At 67.4% G+C, this 15,938-nt stretch carries 14 protein-coding genes; 5 read left to right on the top strand and 9 right to left on the bottom strand.

Annotated elements, in window-relative coordinates:
- Window positions 1-2: 2 nt before the first annotated feature.
- Window positions 3-761, bottom strand: coding sequence for an Rv3717 family N-acetylmuramoyl-L-alanine amidase (locus OG976_RS11620; RefSeq protein ID WP_328363458.1), 759 nt, complete (start codon window positions 759-761; stop codon window positions 3-5).
- Window positions 762-919: 158 nt separating this feature from the next.
- Between OG976_RS11620 and OG976_RS11615 the strand changes: the two genes are divergently transcribed.
- The 3 genes from OG976_RS11615 (at window position 920) to OG976_RS11605 (ending at window position 2,894) form a co-directional block, all read left to right on the top strand.
- Window positions 920-1,282: a YbaB/EbfC family nucleoid-associated protein gene (locus OG976_RS11615; RefSeq protein WP_328363455.1), complete on the top strand. Its 363-nt coding sequence runs from the start codon at window positions 920-922 to the stop codon at window positions 1,280-1,282.
- A 9-nt stretch (window positions 1,283-1,291) separates the two neighbouring features.
- Window positions 1,292-1,903, top strand: a complete 612-nt coding sequence (recR, locus tag OG976_RS11610) for a recombination mediator RecR (RefSeq protein WP_328362115.1) — start codon at window positions 1,292-1,294, stop codon at window positions 1,901-1,903.
- A 109-nt stretch (window positions 1,904-2,012) separates the two neighbouring features.
- Entirely contained in the window at window positions 2,013-2,894 is an 882-nt protein-coding gene (locus OG976_RS11605) for a hypothetical protein (RefSeq protein WP_328363453.1), read from the top strand.
- Between the two features lie 31 nt (window positions 2,895-2,925).
- Here OG976_RS11605 and OG976_RS11600 read toward each other — a convergent pair whose 3' ends face one another.
- Window positions 2,926-3,639, bottom strand: a complete 714-nt coding sequence (locus tag OG976_RS11600; RefSeq protein WP_328362112.1) for a type 1 glutamine amidotransferase — start codon at window positions 3,637-3,639, stop codon at window positions 2,926-2,928.
- Window positions 3,632-4,870 (bottom strand): Mur ligase family protein, encoded by a 1,239-nt coding sequence (locus OG976_RS11595; protein WP_328363450.1) that lies wholly within the window; start codon window positions 4,868-4,870, stop codon window positions 3,632-3,634. Before OG976_RS11595 ends, OG976_RS11600 begins: the two co-directional genes overlap by 8 nt.
- A 103-nt stretch (window positions 4,871-4,973) precedes the next feature.
- On the opposite strand from OG976_RS11595, the gene OG976_RS11590 reads away from it, so the two are divergent.
- A complete protein-coding gene (locus OG976_RS11590; RefSeq protein WP_328362109.1) occupies window positions 4,974-5,960 on the top strand; it encodes a DEDDh family exonuclease in 987 nt (328 codons plus the stop codon).
- A gap of 6 nt (window positions 5,961-5,966) precedes the next feature.
- On the opposite strand, the gene OG976_RS11585 is transcribed toward OG976_RS11590, so the two are convergent.
- From OG976_RS11585 to leuA, 5 genes are all read right to left on the bottom strand, one after another.
- The gene (locus tag OG976_RS11585) at window positions 5,967-9,329 is read right to left on the bottom strand and encodes an ATP-binding protein (RefSeq protein WP_328362106.1); all 3,363 of its coding nucleotides are present in this window, start codon (window positions 9,327-9,329) and stop codon (window positions 5,967-5,969) included.
- Window positions 9,322-10,011, bottom strand: a complete 690-nt coding sequence (locus OG976_RS11580; RefSeq protein WP_328362103.1) for a DUF4194 domain-containing protein — start codon at window positions 10,009-10,011, stop codon at window positions 9,322-9,324. Before OG976_RS11580 ends, OG976_RS11585 begins: the two co-directional genes overlap by 8 nt.
- The gene (locus tag OG976_RS11575; protein WP_328362100.1) at window positions 10,008-11,465 is read right to left on the bottom strand and encodes a DUF3375 domain-containing protein; all 1,458 of its coding nucleotides are present in this window, start codon (window positions 11,463-11,465) and stop codon (window positions 10,008-10,010) included. The genes OG976_RS11580 and OG976_RS11575 overlap by 4 nt, the downstream gene beginning before the upstream one ends.
- A 121-nt stretch (window positions 11,466-11,586) precedes the next feature.
- Complete coding sequence (locus OG976_RS11570) at window positions 11,587-11,973, bottom strand: SHOCT domain-containing protein (protein WP_328362098.1); 387 nt, start codon at window positions 11,971-11,973, stop codon at window positions 11,587-11,589.
- A gap of 63 nt (window positions 11,974-12,036) precedes the next feature.
- A complete protein-coding gene (leuA, locus tag OG976_RS11565; protein WP_442930529.1) occupies window positions 12,037-13,842 on the bottom strand; it encodes a 2-isopropylmalate synthase in 1,806 nt (601 codons plus the stop codon).
- A 208-nt stretch (window positions 13,843-14,050) separates the two neighbouring features.
- Here leuA and OG976_RS11560 point away from each other — a divergent pair, with 208 nt between their 5' ends.
- Window positions 14,051-15,283, top strand: a complete 1,233-nt coding sequence (locus OG976_RS11560) for a glycosyl hydrolase family 28-related protein (RefSeq protein ID WP_328362093.1) — start codon at window positions 14,051-14,053, stop codon at window positions 15,281-15,283.
- A gap of 5 nt (window positions 15,284-15,288) precedes the next feature.
- On the opposite strand, the gene OG976_RS11555 is transcribed toward OG976_RS11560, so the two are convergent.
- Window positions 15,289-15,930 carry a helix-turn-helix domain-containing protein gene (locus OG976_RS11555; protein WP_328362091.1) on the bottom strand — a complete coding sequence of 214 codons (642 nt, stop codon included), beginning with the start codon at window positions 15,928-15,930 and terminating at the stop codon, window positions 15,289-15,291.
- Window positions 15,931-15,938: the final 8 nt, after the last annotated feature.

The raw sequence follows: 15,938 nt of genomic DNA, 5'->3' as shown, positions 1-15,938 counted from the left end.
CTCTAACTGGTGCGGGGCGGTTGGGTGGCCAGGAACGCCGCGATGCCCTGCACCACGGCAGCCGCGTATTTCTGGCGGCCTTCCGGGCTTTCCATCAACGCCGAGTCGACCGGGTTCTTCATGTTGCCCATCTCGACCAGGATCGACGGGTACTGCGCCAGGTTGAGCCCGGCGATGTCGGCGCGCGGGTTGAGTCCCTCGCTGCCGATGTAGGTGGACGGCGGGATGCCCGAGGCGGCCAGGTTGTCGCGCATGATGCGGGCGAACTGGACCGACGGGCCGGCCTGAGCCTGATTGAGCGGCGGGCTGGAGTACAGGACATGGAAGCCGCGGCCGTTGGCCGGGCCGCCGTCGGCGTGGATCGACACGATGGCGTTGGGTGCGAACGAGTTGGCCATCGCGGCGCGTTCGTCCACGCAGGGACCCACCTGGTCGTCGTTGCCGCGGGACATCGCGGTGCGTACGCCCAGTTGGGTCAACGCCTGGCGGATCAGCAGCACGGTGTCCCAATTGAAGGTGTGCTCGGGGAAACCGTCGTCGGTGGCGGTGCCACTGGTCTGGCAGTCTTTCGTCCCGCCGCGGCCGGTGGGCACCTGTTTGGTCAGCGAGGCGTCGTTGGCGCCGTTGTGGCCGGGGTCGAGGAACACGATCATTCCCGCGATGTTCCCGGGCGCGGCCTGGGTCACCGGGGTCGCCAGCGGGTAGGCCGCGATCAGAATGCTGGCGCAGACTGCGGTCGCGACACGCCTGGGAACGGACATAAGCACGCGCGTCACCGTAACTCTTCGGCGTCTAGGCTTGAAGTCGGTAAGCGCTGTAATCCACAGGCGCAACCAAGTCGAGACCAATACGCAAGGAGACTGTCATGCAGCCCGGTGAAGTGCCCAACCTCGAGGGCTTGCGTGAAACGGCTGAGCAGATGCGCGACCAGCTGATGCCGGGACTGCAGGCCGCGCTGGCCCAGGCGCAGGAGTTGCAGCAGAAGCTGATGGAAGCCCAGGAGAAGCTGGCCGCCGCGGAGGTGCACGGGCAGGCCGGTGGCGGGCTGGTGCAGGTGACCATGAAGGGCAGCGGGCAGGTGGTCGGCGTTCGCATCGACCCCAAGGTCGTCGACCCCAATGACATCGAGACGCTGCAGGACCTCGTGGTGGGCGCCATCGGCGACGCCTCCCGGCAGTTCACCATCCTGGCCCAAACCCATCTGGGGCCGCTGGCGAACCAGACTCCGCCCGGTATTCCGGGCGTCGGCGGGCTCGGTACACCCGGGCTCCCGCAGGTCTGACGCTGCCTGATGTTTGAAGGACCTGTCCAGGATCTGATCGACGAGCTCGGCAAGCTGCCCGGTATCGGTCCCAAGAGCGCCCAGCGGATCGCGTTCCACCTGCTGTCGGTGGAACCCCCGGATATCGACCGGCTGACCGCGGTATTGGCGCGGGTCCGCGACGGTGTGCAGTTCTGCGAGGTGTGCGGCAATGTGTCCGACGCTGAGCGCTGCCGGATCTGCAGCGATGCCCGCCGCGACGGCACGCAGGTGTGTGTGGTCGAGGAACCCAAGGATGTGCAGGCTGTCGAGCGCACCCGCGAATTCCGTGGGCGCTATCACGTGCTGGGCGGTGCACTGGATCCGCTGTCCGGGGTGGGGCCGGATCAGCTGCGAATTCGCCAGCTGCTCAACAGGATCGGTGAACGAATCGACGGGGTGGACATCACCGAGGTGATCATCGCCACCGACCCGAACACTGAAGGTGAAGCCACCGCAACGTATTTGGTGCGGATCCTGCGCGACATCCCGGGGTTGACCGTGTCGCGGATCGCCTCCGGACTGCCGATGGGTGGTGACCTGGAGTTCGCCGACGAGCTGACCCTGGGCCGAGCCCTGTCCGGCCGCCGCCAAATGGTTTAGCTGGTTTCCCGCTTTCGCCGAAACCGACAAACGGGCGGAGAAGTGCGAGTAGATCGCGCCATTTCGTCGATCTCGGCGAGTTGTCAGACCCGTGGACGAACATGCCGCCATGGCTGAAGTATTTCTCGGCAGGGAAGCGTTAGGCGCTGGAATGTCGCGCCATGACTTGCGGCGTTGGTATCGGCAGATGTTCAGGGGCGTGTACATCCCGAAGTTTGCCGCGCCGACGGTGGCCGACCGTGCACTGGGCGCGTGGCTCACCACGGACCGCACGGGTGTCATTGCCGGCGTGGCAGCTTCTGCGCTACACGGTGCGCGGTGGGTCGGTGACGATGAGCCGATCGAGGTCCTCGTCGACGAACGACGTCGGCAGCCTGGATTGCTCGTGCGGATGGACCGTCGATCCGATGACGAGGTCACCGAGATCGATGGACTTCCGGTCACCACGCCAGCGCGCACCGCGTTTGAACTGGGCAGATACCAGAAACGGACGGCTGCGCTGGCGCGACTCGACGCACTCATGCGGGCCGCGCCGTTCGCGGCAGCCGACGTTGAGTTGCTCATGCGGCGTTATGGGCCCGTCAGGGGCGTCCGTCAGCTGCGGGACTTACTGCCGTTGGTGGATGCGGGTGCCGAGTCTCCCAAGGAGAGCTGGCTTCGCCTCTTGCTGATCGACGGCGGACTGCCGATCCCCGAAACGCAGATTCCGGTGCTCGACGGGGGCATCCCTGTTGCGTATCTCGACATGGGCTACCGCGGTATCGGGTTGGCCTTCGAGTACGACGGAGACCAACACCGCAGCGATCGGCGACAGTACGTCAAGGATCTGCGACGTCTGCCCATGGTGGAAAGGCGGGGCTGGGAAGTGATTCGCGTGATCGCAGAAGATCGACCAGCCGAGGTGTTGCTGCGCGCCAAGGAGGCGTACCTCCGCCGAGGCGGCGCCGAGATCGACGAAATGGCGCGATCTACTCGAACTTTCGCTGCGTAACGTCGGTTTGGGCGAAAGGAAAAAGGGAAAGTTAGACGCGGCGGGGGGCGGCTAGGCGTTCCCGGCGCAGTTCGTCCACCTCGGGCAGGCTCAGCGGCGGCAGCGGCCCGACCACCCGGGAGAGCAGCAGGTCTGCCAGCTCCGGGTTACGCGCCAGGCACGGCCCGTGCAGATAGGTCGCGACCACGCTGCCCTGCACGGCGCCGTCGTACCCGTCGCCGTCACGATTGCCCGCACCCTTGACAACCGTGGCCAAGGGCCGCGCATCCGGGCCCAAAACCGTTCCGCCGCGGTGGTTCTCGAAGCCGGTCAGCGGCTGGGACAAGCCCTCTACCACCGGGTTGGACACCACCTCGCCGATCGTGCGCGCCTGCTGCGGTGAGGTGGTCACGTCCAGCAGCCCAACCCCTTCGACCCGTTCGCCGGCCGAGGTCTCATACCAGTGGCCCAGCACCTGGATTGCCGCGCAGATCGCCAGGACCGGCGCGCCGCGGGACGCCGCCCGTTGTAAACCCTGATGTGTCAGAAGATGTTTGGTGGCCAGCCGCTGCGCGTAGTCCTCGGCGCCGCCCAGGGTGTAGAGGTCCAGGGAGTCGGGCACCGGGTCGGCCAACGTGATCTCGACGATCTCCGCCGCAATACCGCGAAGCCGCAACCGCTGCCGCAACACCACGGCATTGCCACCATCGCCGTAGGTTCCCATCACATCGGGCAGCACCAGCCCGATCTGCACGGTGTCAGCCATCGTGCTTTCCCATCCGCCCCAGCGCCCGGGACAACTGCAGGAATGCCGTGTAGTTGGCCACCACCTCGACATGACCCTTCGGGCACGCCGCGATCGCATCAATAGTGTTGTGCACCAAGGTATGCGGCACCGAGGCATACCCCAGCCGCACCGCCAGATCGGTGCCGCGTTCGCCGGCTGCCACCACCGGCACGCCTTCGAAATGCTCGAAGTTGACGTCCCACAGCCACGACAGGTCCTCCCCGTCGGGCACCTGACCGTTGACGGCGATCACCACGCCCTGCGCACTGGTGTCGACCATCGACAGTGCCTCCTGCCAGCCGGCCGGGTTCTTGGCCAACAGGATTCGTGCGGTGTGCTCACCCACCGGCACGGTCTGATACCGCCCAGCGACTTCGTCGACCGTCGACACCGCGGCCACCGCGGCGGCCGGATCGGCACCGAGGGCCACCGCGGCCGCGACTGCCTGCGCGGCGTTGCCCCGGTTGACCCGGCCGGGCAGCGAGAGTCGCATCGGCAGCTCGAGACCGGATGGCCCATAGAGGTTCGTCTCGTCGTACCACCACTGCGGGCTGGGCCTCGCGAAGTCAGTCCCGGTGGAGTGCCAGTGCGAACCGTCGCGCACGATCACCTCGCCGCTGCGCGGGCAGCTCACCGAGTCGTTGGCCCAGCCGGCGCCCGCGGCCACCCACACCACGTTCGGGCAGTCGTAGGCCGCCGACGTGATCAGTACGTCGTCGCAGTTGGCCACCACCACCGCATCGGGATGACGGGCCAGCCCGGCGCGCAGGGTGCGCTCGATGTGGTTGATCTCCCCGACGCGATCCAACTGGTCGCGCGAGAGATTCAGCAGCACGATCACCGCCGGATGCACCGCGTCCGAGACGTGCGGCACGTGCATCTCGTCGACTTCGAGAGCGGCCAGGGTCGCACCCGGTGCGCCCGCCAGCGCCGCGATCAACCCGGCGTCCATGTTCGCGCCCTCGGCGTTGGTCGCGACCTGTCCCAGCGTGCCCAGCGCGGCGGCCGTCATCCGGGTGGTCGTCGACTTGCCGTTGGTGCCGGTGACGACGACGGAGCGTCGTCCCACCCCGAGCTGCCCGAGGATCGACTTGTCCATGGTCATCGCGACCAGGCCGCCGATCATGGCGCCGGCCCCGCGGCCGGTGACCCGGGACGCCCAGCGCGCGGCGGCGCCTGCGGCAAGCGCGGTGCGCCCCCGGATCGTCATCGTCGGCCTGGGCATCGGACGCAGTTTATGCGGCGCGCACGTGTGCGGCCCGACACGGTTCGATGTACCCGGTGCTGTCGGGGGTGCGTGCCATCCTGACTGTGTGAGCCACACCTGGGGCAGACCAGCCCACGAGCCGGGGGATGGTTGGGTCGTCGTCGACGTCGAGACCACCGGCTTTCGGCCAGGTCACGCCCGGGTTATCAGCCTCGCCGCCCTCGCGCTGGACCCCGAGGGCCGGGTCGAACACTCGGTGGTCAGCCTGCTCAACCCCGGCGTCGACCCCGGCCCCACCCACATCCACGGCCTGACCGCCGAGATGCTCGAGGACCAGCCCACCTTCGGCGATATCGCGGCTGACGTCGTCGACCTGCTGCACGGCCGCACCCTGGTGGCCCACAACGTGGCCTTCGACTACGCATTCCTGACCACCGAGGCCGAGATGGCCGACACCGCGCTGCCGATCGACACCGTCATGTGCACGGTCGAACTGGCCCGACGGCTAGATCTGGGCCTGGAGAACCTGCGGCTGGAGACCCTGGCCCGGCACTGGGACGTCGCCCAGACCCGCGCCCACGACGCGTTCGACGACGCGCTGGTGCTCTCCCGGGTGCTCACCCCGGCGCTGCAGCGTGCCCGTGACAACGGCGTCTGGCTGCCGGTGCGGCCGGCCAACCGCAGGCGCTGGCCGAACGGCCGCATCACCCACGAAGAACTGCGCCCGCTGAAGATGCTGGCCTCCCGGATGCCGTGCCCGTACCTCAACCCCGGCCGCTACGACGGCAGGCGATTGGTGCAGGGCATGCGGGTGGCGCTGTCGGCCGAGGTCAACCGCACGCACGAAGAACTCGTCGAGCGCATCCTGCACGCCGGCCTGGCCTACACCGACGCGGTCGACCCCGAGACGTCACTGGTGATCTGCAATGAGTCCCGGCCCGAACAGGGCAAGGGCTACCAGGCGCGCGAGCTGGGCGTCCCGACCGTCTCCGACCGCCAGTTCATGGACTCGGTGACATCGGTGGCCAACGGCACCGGGATCGACGCGTTCGAGCCGTCGGTCGACCAGGGCCAGCAGTTCGCCCTGTTCTGAGCCGCGTCAGACCTCGACCGGAACCTTGCCCGCGGGCGTCGACGAACTCATCTGCTTGCGCAGCGTGGAGAACTCGGCGATCGTCTTGGTCGCCACTGTGGCCACCGGCCGGGCGTTGCGGCCGTTCGCGTCGGTCTTGGACACCATCACCACGCTGTCGATGTAGGGCTGGATCGTCGTGGCGTTCTGCACGGTGGCCACGATGATGAGCTGGAACCCGAACTTGCGGAACGCCTGCAGCGCCTGCTGGGCGAACTGCGGGTCCGACTTCGAGAACGCCTCATCCAGCATCAGCTGCGCGAAGATCGGCCGGTTGTCCACACTGTCGGGGCTGGCCAGGTTGAAGCTCAGCGCGCCCGCCAAACAGAACGCCATCAGCTTCTCCTGCTCACCGCCGGAGTTGTCCCCGGCGTTGCTGTGCGTCCTGATCAGTTCGTCGCTGTGGATGTCCCATTCGGCGCAGTCGAAGGTGAACCGGTTACGCACGTCCAGCGCGTCACGCGTCCACGCCCGATCCTCAGGAGTGTTGGACGCCAACCGGTTTCGCAGCCGGATGATGTCAGCGTACTGGTCCAGGATCGCCTGGTTGTCACCGAGACCCACCTCGGCGATACGACCCGAGATGGCCTTGACGACCGCGGTCAGCTCGGACACCGCGGCCAGCTGCCGTGGCGTGGCGCGCAGCGTCAGCCGGGTGCCGCGGTTGAACTCCACCGAACCCAAACCGGTGTTCACCCTGGTGATCTGATCGCTGATCCGGCGGGCCGCCTGCTCGGCCACCCGGTGCAGGGTCAGGATCGCATCGGGTGCCTGCTCGGTGACCAGACGCATCATCCGCTCGTAGGCCTCGGGTAGTTCGCGCTCGTCGATGTGCCGGCACAGCGCCACATAGTCGTGCACCCGCTCGTCGAACACGTCGCTGTCATTGGGGATCGCATCGGGGAACGCGGTGTCGAACGTGTTGAGAATCCGGGCCAGCTCGTCGTACGAGCGGCGCCGGCTCTCCCGCAGCTGCTCGCGCTCCCGGCGGATCGCGGTGAACAACGCCTCGCGGTGCGGTTCGGGGTCGAGAAGCTCCAGCGCCACCGGCAGATCCGCCGAGTAGCGGTCCAGCAACTCCGTCAACGGCTCGCTGACGAACGCCGGAGTCAGGCGTTCCTGCAACTCCAGCAGCCGGGTGCGTCGCATGTCGAGGTCGTCGCGTCGGGTCTGGATGGCCCCGCGGCGGGTCATCAGAGTCTGGATCTCGGTCCAGCACTCTTCGGCCCGCTCCGAGAGGGCCTCGATGTTGGGATGGTCGGCCAGCAGGATCTCGAACTGCTCGCGCAGCCGGTCGGCGTGCTTGTCGGCGGTCTCGGTGTCGATGTGGCTCCACTGCGGGAACTGCTCGCAGATCGCTTTGTAGGCGGCCGCCCGGTCACGGCACTGCTGGCGTTCAGCCGCGATGTCATCGGCGACCCGGCGGGCCTGCCGGTAGTCCTCCTCGGCGGTGCTGAGATCGACTGTCAGAGCGTCGATCTTGGTCCCGACGTCGCCCTGATAGATGTACTCCGAGGGCCGCAGCGCACGCCGGTCGTCCTTGATGGCCAGCCGTTCGGAGTCCTTGTAGAGCCCGGTGTCGGTGACCGCCCGCCGGAATCGCGGGAACACGTCGGGGGTGTCGACGCAGATGTGGTCACCTGCTGCGGCGATGACGTCGGCGGCTTCCGCGGCGCACGGATGGGTGGGATCGACGATGAAAAGCTTGCCCGCCAACGTGTTCGGCTCCGCTTCGCGGCCACTGGCCGAGGCCCGGACATGGTGCAACTGCAGCCGGCCCCGCATGTTGGTCTCGTTGACGAAGCGCAGCACCGCGGCGTAGTGCTGGTCGGGTACCAGCAGCCGCAGCCCGACGCCGCGCAGCACCTTCTCGACGGCGACTCGCCAGCGGCTCTGCTCGGGCCGCAAGTCCAGCAACTCGGCGATGTAGGGCAGCTCGGCGGGGTCGACACCGGCTGCGGCGCAGATCTCTTCGCGCATCGTGATGGCCGACTCCGGCAGGGCCGAGCCGACGTGCTCGACGCGGCGCAGTTCCTTGGCGGCCTCGTCACGGGCCATGCGCGCGACCTTCTGGGCGTACTCGGCGTCGGTGGACGCTTCGCGGCCGCGGTCGAGCCGGGCCAGCAGTTCGGTGGCCTGCTTGGTCAGATCGTCGCGCAGGTTCCAGAAGTCGTCGGCGGTGTCGGGGACGTCGAGGTCCTGGGCCTCGACCATCGACTCGTAGGCGGCCCAGCGTCGCGACACCTCCTCGGCCTGTGCCTCGGCGCCAGCGACCTGCGACTGCAGCGGCCCGACGGTCGAACTCGACCCGTTGATCTGTGCGTTGAGCGAATCCGATTCCGCCTTGGCAAGATTCAGTGCACGGGTGACGTCTTCGTACTCGTTGCCCAGCTGGTCGATGGTGCCATCGAGCGCCTCGATCTGCGCCGGGCACTGCGCCAGGCGTACGTGGTCGGAGTACGCCCGCACCATCGGCAGGTCGACGAGGTCGATGATGCCCAGATCCGAGGACTCCGAGGCGTAGCGCTGCTGGATGGCCTCGATATCGCCGAGGATCTTGCGCTTGCGCTGTGCGACGGCCAGCAGTTCGCGGGCCTCGACGAGCGGGTCGATCTGCTTGAGTGCCTCGGGCAGGCGGGCCAGGCTCTCCGGTTCGTCGAGCATGAACTCGCGAACGAACTGTTCAAGTCCACCAACGCTTTTCAGCGACTTGGCCTTGCCGAGCAGCTGCTGGGCGGCGTCGGAGGCGCGGATGCCGATGGTGGCGTACAGCTGGGCGAGGTACTGGGACTCGACCTTGGTGGAGAAGCGCCAGTTGTCGTCCTTGAACACATTGCTGTCGAAACGTCCTGCGGCCCAGCGGTTGCATACCTCTTCGATGTCCCGGTCGCCGTCGGCGAGGACGAACCGGCTTGAGGAGTCCGAGCGGGACTCGCCGACCAGCCACTTGAGCACCAGTCCCGTGACGCTGCGGCCGGTGTTGCTGGCATAGGTCACCGCGACCGCCGACCACGCCGTGCCCTCGCCGCGGAGGTACATCACCCGGCTGGTGCCGCCGTCGGTGCGCTCGCCCCAGGCGCCGCGCACGTACTTGTCGACGGTGCGCCGCCCGGCATTGGACCCGGCGGCCGAATGGTCACCGGAGGCATTGAAGTTGCGGCGGTTGAACGGTAGGAAACCCAACGAAATGGCATCCAGCAGTGAGGATTTGCCACTTCCGGATGCGCCTGCGATCAGCGCACCGCCTTCGGTGAACGCGATGTCGTGGTATCCGTCGAACACACCCCAGTTGACGATCTGAAGGCGGGCCAGGTGGAACTGCTCAGGCATCGACGTCGACCTCTTCCTGCTCTTGCGGCGCGCCACCACTGAGCAGCAGTTCGAACTGCTGCTGCAACTCGGTGATCACCGATGCGGTCATCACCGCGGTGATCACCGGACTGATGGTGTAGCTGTCCTCGTCGTCGCGGCTGCGCCGCAGGATCTCCAGCGACGCCAAACGGGCGATCGCGCCGTCGACGCGGGCGGCGAAGGTGACGGTGTCGCGGTCGGTGTCGTTGAGCACCCCGGCGAACAGCCCGTGCATCTCGTCGCGGGAGATCAGCACGGTATGGTCGCTTGCCGCACGCATCATCTGCGCCAGGTGCAGCGCCAGGATCGAGTCGTAGGTGCCGAGCGGCTCGCGACGCAAAAGCTTGACGCCCCTTGCCGATTCGTAGCGAGCCTGTTCGATGAAGGCGACCTCGACAGCCTCGACGATACGCAGCAGCAGATCCAGCTCGGACAGCCGGACACTGAGCTGGTCGCGGTATTCGACCACCCAGCCGTAGAGCTCGCGGTCCGATTCGGCGCTGATGTAGCGGCGGGTCAGCAGGTTCTGCAACGCCCAGCACGCCCGGTCGGGCAGCTCGCCGACGTCGCCGTCGAACCGCGGCCTGCGCTCCTGCGGCACCCGGGAGGTCTTGTTGACCTGGGGCAGCGACGAGAAGTCGATGGCAGGTTCGGTGGTCACTGCGCGGCTCCCTGCAGGGTGGAGATCGGTTCGGTGAACATCAGCAGCGGGACCTCGATCTCGCGGTCACGCCCGTCGAGGGACTGGAAGCGGACTGTCGTCGACGCGTCGGCGCCGTCGGTGCGCGGTTGCTTGAGCGCCCACGACCACAACACGATCACGTGGCCGAGATAGGCCGAGTCGAGCATGGACACCGCGTCGGGCAGCGACAGCGGCCCGCGGGAGACGGCGGAGTTGATCATCTCCGACATGCCGGGAGCGTCGACCTGGGTGGTCAGCGCGGCGAAGCTGGCCAGGTCGACGGTGCTGTCGGCGGCCTGCGCCGGCTTGGGCGCCGACAGGTCGCTGATCCGGAAGCTCAGCGCCCCCACGGAGCTGATGGTGTGCCGGGCCAGCGGCAGTTCGAGGTCCAGCCGGGAATCGGTCAGCGACTCCTTGAGCAGCGTCCGCGCGGCGGCGATGGCGGTGTTGAGCTGACGGGCCACCCCGCGGCTCTGTTCCAGGGTGCCGAACGCGGTGAACCGTTTCACGCGCTGGGCACAGCGCTGCTGAATGCGCTCCACCTCGTCGATCTGCTGGCCGACCAGCTCGAAGAACCCGGTCATCACCTTGCGCAGCGCCGGATCAAGCGACGGCAACGCGTCGGCGACCGCGGCCACGTCGGACTCGAACTCGGCGCGCTGATCGGGGTCGTTGACCATCGCCAGGAACGCGCGGTGCGAGTCACGGCCCTGGGAGTCCCAGGCCGCCTGGTAGTCGGCGTACATCTGGCGCTGCCGGTCGCGGTACTCGAGGTTGGTGTCGATCGGCTCGTCGAGGGCCGCGGTGGCCTGCTCGATCATCGTCCCGTACTGGCCGATGTCGGTGATCATGCGCTCCATCTGCAGCGCGATCGCATGGGCTTCGTCGTAGGAGTCGCTGACGTCGTCATGCACCCGGGTGACGCCCTGGTCCAGGTCGTCGAGCTCGGCCTGCAACGCGGCGATCTGCGCCTGGATCCCGGCGCGAATACGATCCGGGTCGTTTCCGACGCGGATCGCGACCTGCTTGAGCCGGGAGGCGATGCCGTTGATGGACCCGCCGGTGGCGATGGTGTCCTGCCGGCGGATGCCGCGCAGGAAGTCCAGCGCCCGGCGGGCTTCCTGAGTCAGGTAGCACAGATTGCGCTCGTAGCCGCTGCGGGTGTCGGCGACCCGGTGCAGCCAGCCCTGGCTCGCCCACACCTTGATCAGGGCCAGGCCCGACAAACCCTCGGGACGGTCGAGGTCGTCGAGGTCACGCTCGAGCGCGACCACCAGTTCGGTCTCCACCGCCACACCGCCACTGAGATGGCGCTCCATCAGGGTGGCGTACATGCTCATGTTGAGCGCGGCCAGCAGCCGGATGGTGGGTGAGGCCTGGATGTCCCGGTTGGATTGTGCGAGCTCGGCGATGGACAGGGCGACGTCGTCCACCTGGGCCGTCTCCTTACCTTCCGCGAGTAGTCATCGGCCCGTCAAAGATAGGCGACGGCGGCGCCACCGATCGCCCGGGCACGGCGTGTTGCCGACACCCGGCGTGTCCCGGGCCAATGGCCTAGGCGAGTGCCTTGGCCTTGAGCGATTCGAACTCGGCAGCGCTGATGGCACCCGAATCCAGCAGCTGCTTGGCGTGCTCGATCTCCTGAGCCGGTGAGCGGCCCGCGGCCTCCCGGATGTAGGCGTCGGTCTGGCTCTTGGCCTGCTGGGCGGCTTCCCGAGCGCGCTCCGTCATGCCCTGACCGCGCGCGATCAGGTAGATCAGCGCGGTGATCCACGGGAAGACGATCAGGAAGATCGTCCACACCGCCTTGATCCAGCCTGAGGTCTTGTGGTCGCGCCAGAACAGGTCGGTCAGGATCTGGAACAGCACCAGCAGGTAGGCGATCCAGGCGAAGATGATCAAGAAATGCCAGAGAAAATCCCAGGTCGATCCCCAGTCCATGGCCTACTCCTCAGCTAAATGCGGTGCGCATGTGCGCCGCGCCAGCTTAGCCCTGCCGGGCCGCTAACCCTGCCTGGCTGCCCGGTTGACGGCCGAGACCACGGCGCGCAGTGACGCGGTGGTGATCGACGTGGCGATTCCGACACCCCACACGGTGCGCCCACCGACGGAGACCTCGACGTAGGCCGCCGCGGCGGCCTCCTCACCGGCGGACATGGCGTGCTCGGAGTAGTCCAGCACGCTGACGTCGAATCCGACCGCGCTCAGCGCGTCGACGAACGCGGCCAGCGGGCCGTTGCCCTCGCCGCGGATCTCGGTCTCGACGCCGTCGATCTTCACGGTGGCCTCGATGACGTCGATACCGCCGTCGACCTCGGAGCCGATCACCTTCTGCTTGATGCGCTCCAGCGGCGTGATCGGGGCCAGGTACTCGTCGGCGAACGCGTCCCACATCTCCTTGGGCGACACCTCGCCGCCCTCACCGTCGGTGATCTGCTGGATCGCCTTGCTGAACTCGATCTGCAGCCGCCGGGGCAGCACCAGACCGTGGTCGGCCTTCATGATGTAGGCCACGCCGCCCTTGCCGGACTGCGAGTTGACGCGGATCACGGCCTCGTAGGTGCGCCCGACGTCCTTGGGGTCGATCGGCAGGTACGGCACCTGCCACAGGATGTCGTCGACGTCGGAGTCTGCTTCGTCGGCGGCGATCTTCATCGCGTCCAGGCCCTTGTTGATGGCGTCCTGGTGGCTGCCGGAGAACGCGGTGTAGACCAAGTCGCCGCCGTAGGGGTGGCGCTCGGGTACGGCCAGCTGGTTGCAGTACTCCACGGTGCGGCGGATCTCGTCGATGTTGGAGAAGTCGATCTGCGGGTCCACGCCACGGGAGAACAGGTTCAGCCCCAGCGTCACCAGGCAGACGTTGCCGGTGCGCTCACCGTTTCCGAACAGGCAGCCCTCGATGCGGTCCGCACCCGCCTGATAGCCCAATTCGGCTGCGGCAACAGCGGTTCCGCGGTCGTTGTGCGGATGCAGGCTCAGGATGATCGAGTCGCGCCGGTTCAGGTTGCGGCTCATCCACTCGATCGAATCGGCGTAGACGTTCGGGGTGGCCATCTCGACGGTGGCCGGCAGGTTGACGATCAGCGGCCAGTCGGGGGTGGGCTCGATGATCTCGGAGACCGCGTCGCACACCTCTTTGGCGTAGGACAGCTCGGTGCCGGTGTAGGACTCCGGGGAGTACTCGTAGCGCCAGCGCGTGCCCGGGTGCTTGGCCGCCTCCTCCAGGCACTTGCGGGCCCCGTCGGTGGCGATCTTCTTGATCTCGTCGCGGTCGGCGCGGAACACCACCCGGCGCTGCAGGATCGACGTCGAGTTGTAGAAGTGCACGATGACGTTCGGTGCGCCGTGACAGGCCTCGAAGGTCCGCTCGATCAGCTCGGGGCGGCACTGCGTCAGCACCTGGATGGTGACGTCGTCGGGGATCGCGCCCTGCTCGATGATCTCGCGGACGAAATCGAAATCGGTCTGGCTGGCCGACGGGAAGCCGACCTCGATCTCCTTGTAGCCCATCTTGACCAGCAGCTCGAACATGCGGCGCTTGCGGGCCGGGCTCATCGGATCGATCAGGGCCTGGTTACCGTCGCGCAGATCGACCGCACACCACAGCGGGGCGCGGTCGATCACCTTGTCCGGCCAGGTGCGGTCGGGCAGAGCGACGGATTCGACTTCCTGCGCGAACGGGCGGTAGCGGAATACCGGCATCGCGCTGTTGCGCTGGGTGTTGTACGCCGGTTGGCCGTCTTGGCGCGGTCCGGCTGGGGTTTTGATGGTCCGAGCGGATACGTAGGCATCCAGGGAATCGGAAGAAATGTGGGTGGTCACGATTGGGCTCCGGGAGTTCTGGTGTGGACTTCAGACCGGCGCATCGCAAACACCCGCGACGGGAAGCCAGTCTGGATCAGACCCCGTCGCGGCGTCCGAGGAGGAGCACCCGCTGCACAAGGACGTACTGTACTCCCGATGCGTCACCAGGCCAAAGCCCGGGTTTTTCGGACGGCTCTACCGCTAGCGTGACGGCGTGATCGACGTCCGGTCCTACGGCGCCGCCGGTGACGGCCGCGCCGACGACACCGCGGCCATCGCGTCCGCCCTGCGCGCCGCCCACGACGGCGGCGGCGCCACCGTCTTCCTGCCCGCCGGGGTGTACTGCGTCTCGGCATCGCTGGGACAGGCCAGTGGGCTGGCCCGGGTCTGCCTGACCGGCGACGGCGAGCGCGCCTCGACGATCAGGGCCACCGCCGACATCGCGCCCATCGCCGGGGTGTGGTCGCAGTCCCGGATCGAGAACCTCGTCATCGACGCCGGCCGCCACGGCTCCCCGGGCCTGGTCGTCGAGATGGACAAGAGCTACCTTCGGCACTGCCTCATCAAGGGCTGGACACAGTTCGGGATACGGCTCAACCCGACCACCGACGGGCTGCTGAACTGGATCGACGACAACTTCGTCGAACAGGGCACCGGATACGGCATCCACACCACCCACCACTTCTACGACTCGTGGATCGTCAACAACAACGTCGGCTCCACCGGGCCGAACCTGTCCGTGGAGAGCGGCCCGCTGCGCATCATCGGCAACCACCTCAACGGAACCCCCACGCACAACATCGAATTGCGCGGCAACAAGAACCTCACCATCGTCGCCAACATCTGTGAGGGGTCGCGCCGCGAGGCCATCATCTACACCATGCCGGCGTGGCTCGACTCGGACGCACCGCACGTGCAGATCGTAGGCAACAACATCACCAACGGCGGCAAAGGATCACCGGAGGCCTATCCGGCCATCGGTATCTACGCCCGCGACGCCGAGCACCGTGTCCGCGGGTTCAACATCACCGGCAACCTGTTCGCCTGCGAGGACGACGGTGCCGGCTGGTCGCACGCAGTGGCCGCCGAACACGTCGATGACCTGTCGATCTCCGGAAACCAATGGGACGACCACGGATTCGCCACCGCCGCGGTACGCGGCACAGGGCGCAACCTGGCCATCGCCGGCAACACCTCGGCCAATACCGGGGCACGGGTGGTGGCCACCGTCGCCGGCCCGCTCACCCTGGCCTGCGCCCCGGGCACCGACTACGTGTACTTCCTGGCGGCCGGAGCGCGGCCGAAAATGCCTGCTGCCCAAGGTAATACGAGCCGCTACACGTGCAAGAACGTCAGTGACGGCGACATCGCAGTCGCGGGCGTGACGTTGGCGCCGGGCGACGCCGTGGAGCTGCTGTCCGACGGGCACACGTGGCAGGCGCTGTAGCCGCCTCAGACCTGCGAGTCGGGGAAGGCGATGACCGACAGGAACCGGATCGGCACCTCGATCAGGTCCACCGGCCCGTGGGCCCCCTCACCGTCGAGTTGTAGCGAGTCACCCGGGTGCAACCGGTACACCGAGCGGCTGTGCGCGTAATCCATGACACCGGAGAGCGCGTAGATGAACTCGGTGCCGGGGTGCTGGAACAACGGATAGGTCTGGCTCTTCTCCGACAGCGTCACCAGCAGGCATTCCAGCCGCTTGTGCTCACCCCGCAGGGAGCCGAGAAGCTCGTACTCGTGGCCCTCCCTGCTGCCGTTGCGCACGATGCGGGCACCGGTACCGGCCTTGACAAATGCGGCCGGCCGCTCGACGTCGGCGCCGCGGAACAAACTGGTCACCGGCACATCCAAACCCCTGGCCAACAACGCCAGGGTGGACAGGCTCGGTGAGGTCTGGGCGTTCTCGATCTTCGACATCATCGCCTTGGAGATGCCCACCCGGGCCGCCATGTCGGCAACCGACAACCCCAGCTGTTGCCGGAGCTGACGCACGTTGCGTGCGATCGCCGCCTCGAACTCGAGTTCCGCGACCGGCTCGTTGGGTTCGCGGTCGCGAGCGGTTCCTGACTGGTTGCGGAGCAGATCCGTCACTAAGAGTG

It is taken from the genome of Mycobacterium sp. NBC_00419 (genome assembly GCF_036023875.1).
GTDB lineage: Bacteria > Actinomycetota > Actinomycetes > Mycobacteriales > Mycobacteriaceae > Mycobacterium.
Note: the sequence above shows the minus strand (reverse complement) of the source record. Positions and strands in the feature narration are given on the sequence as shown.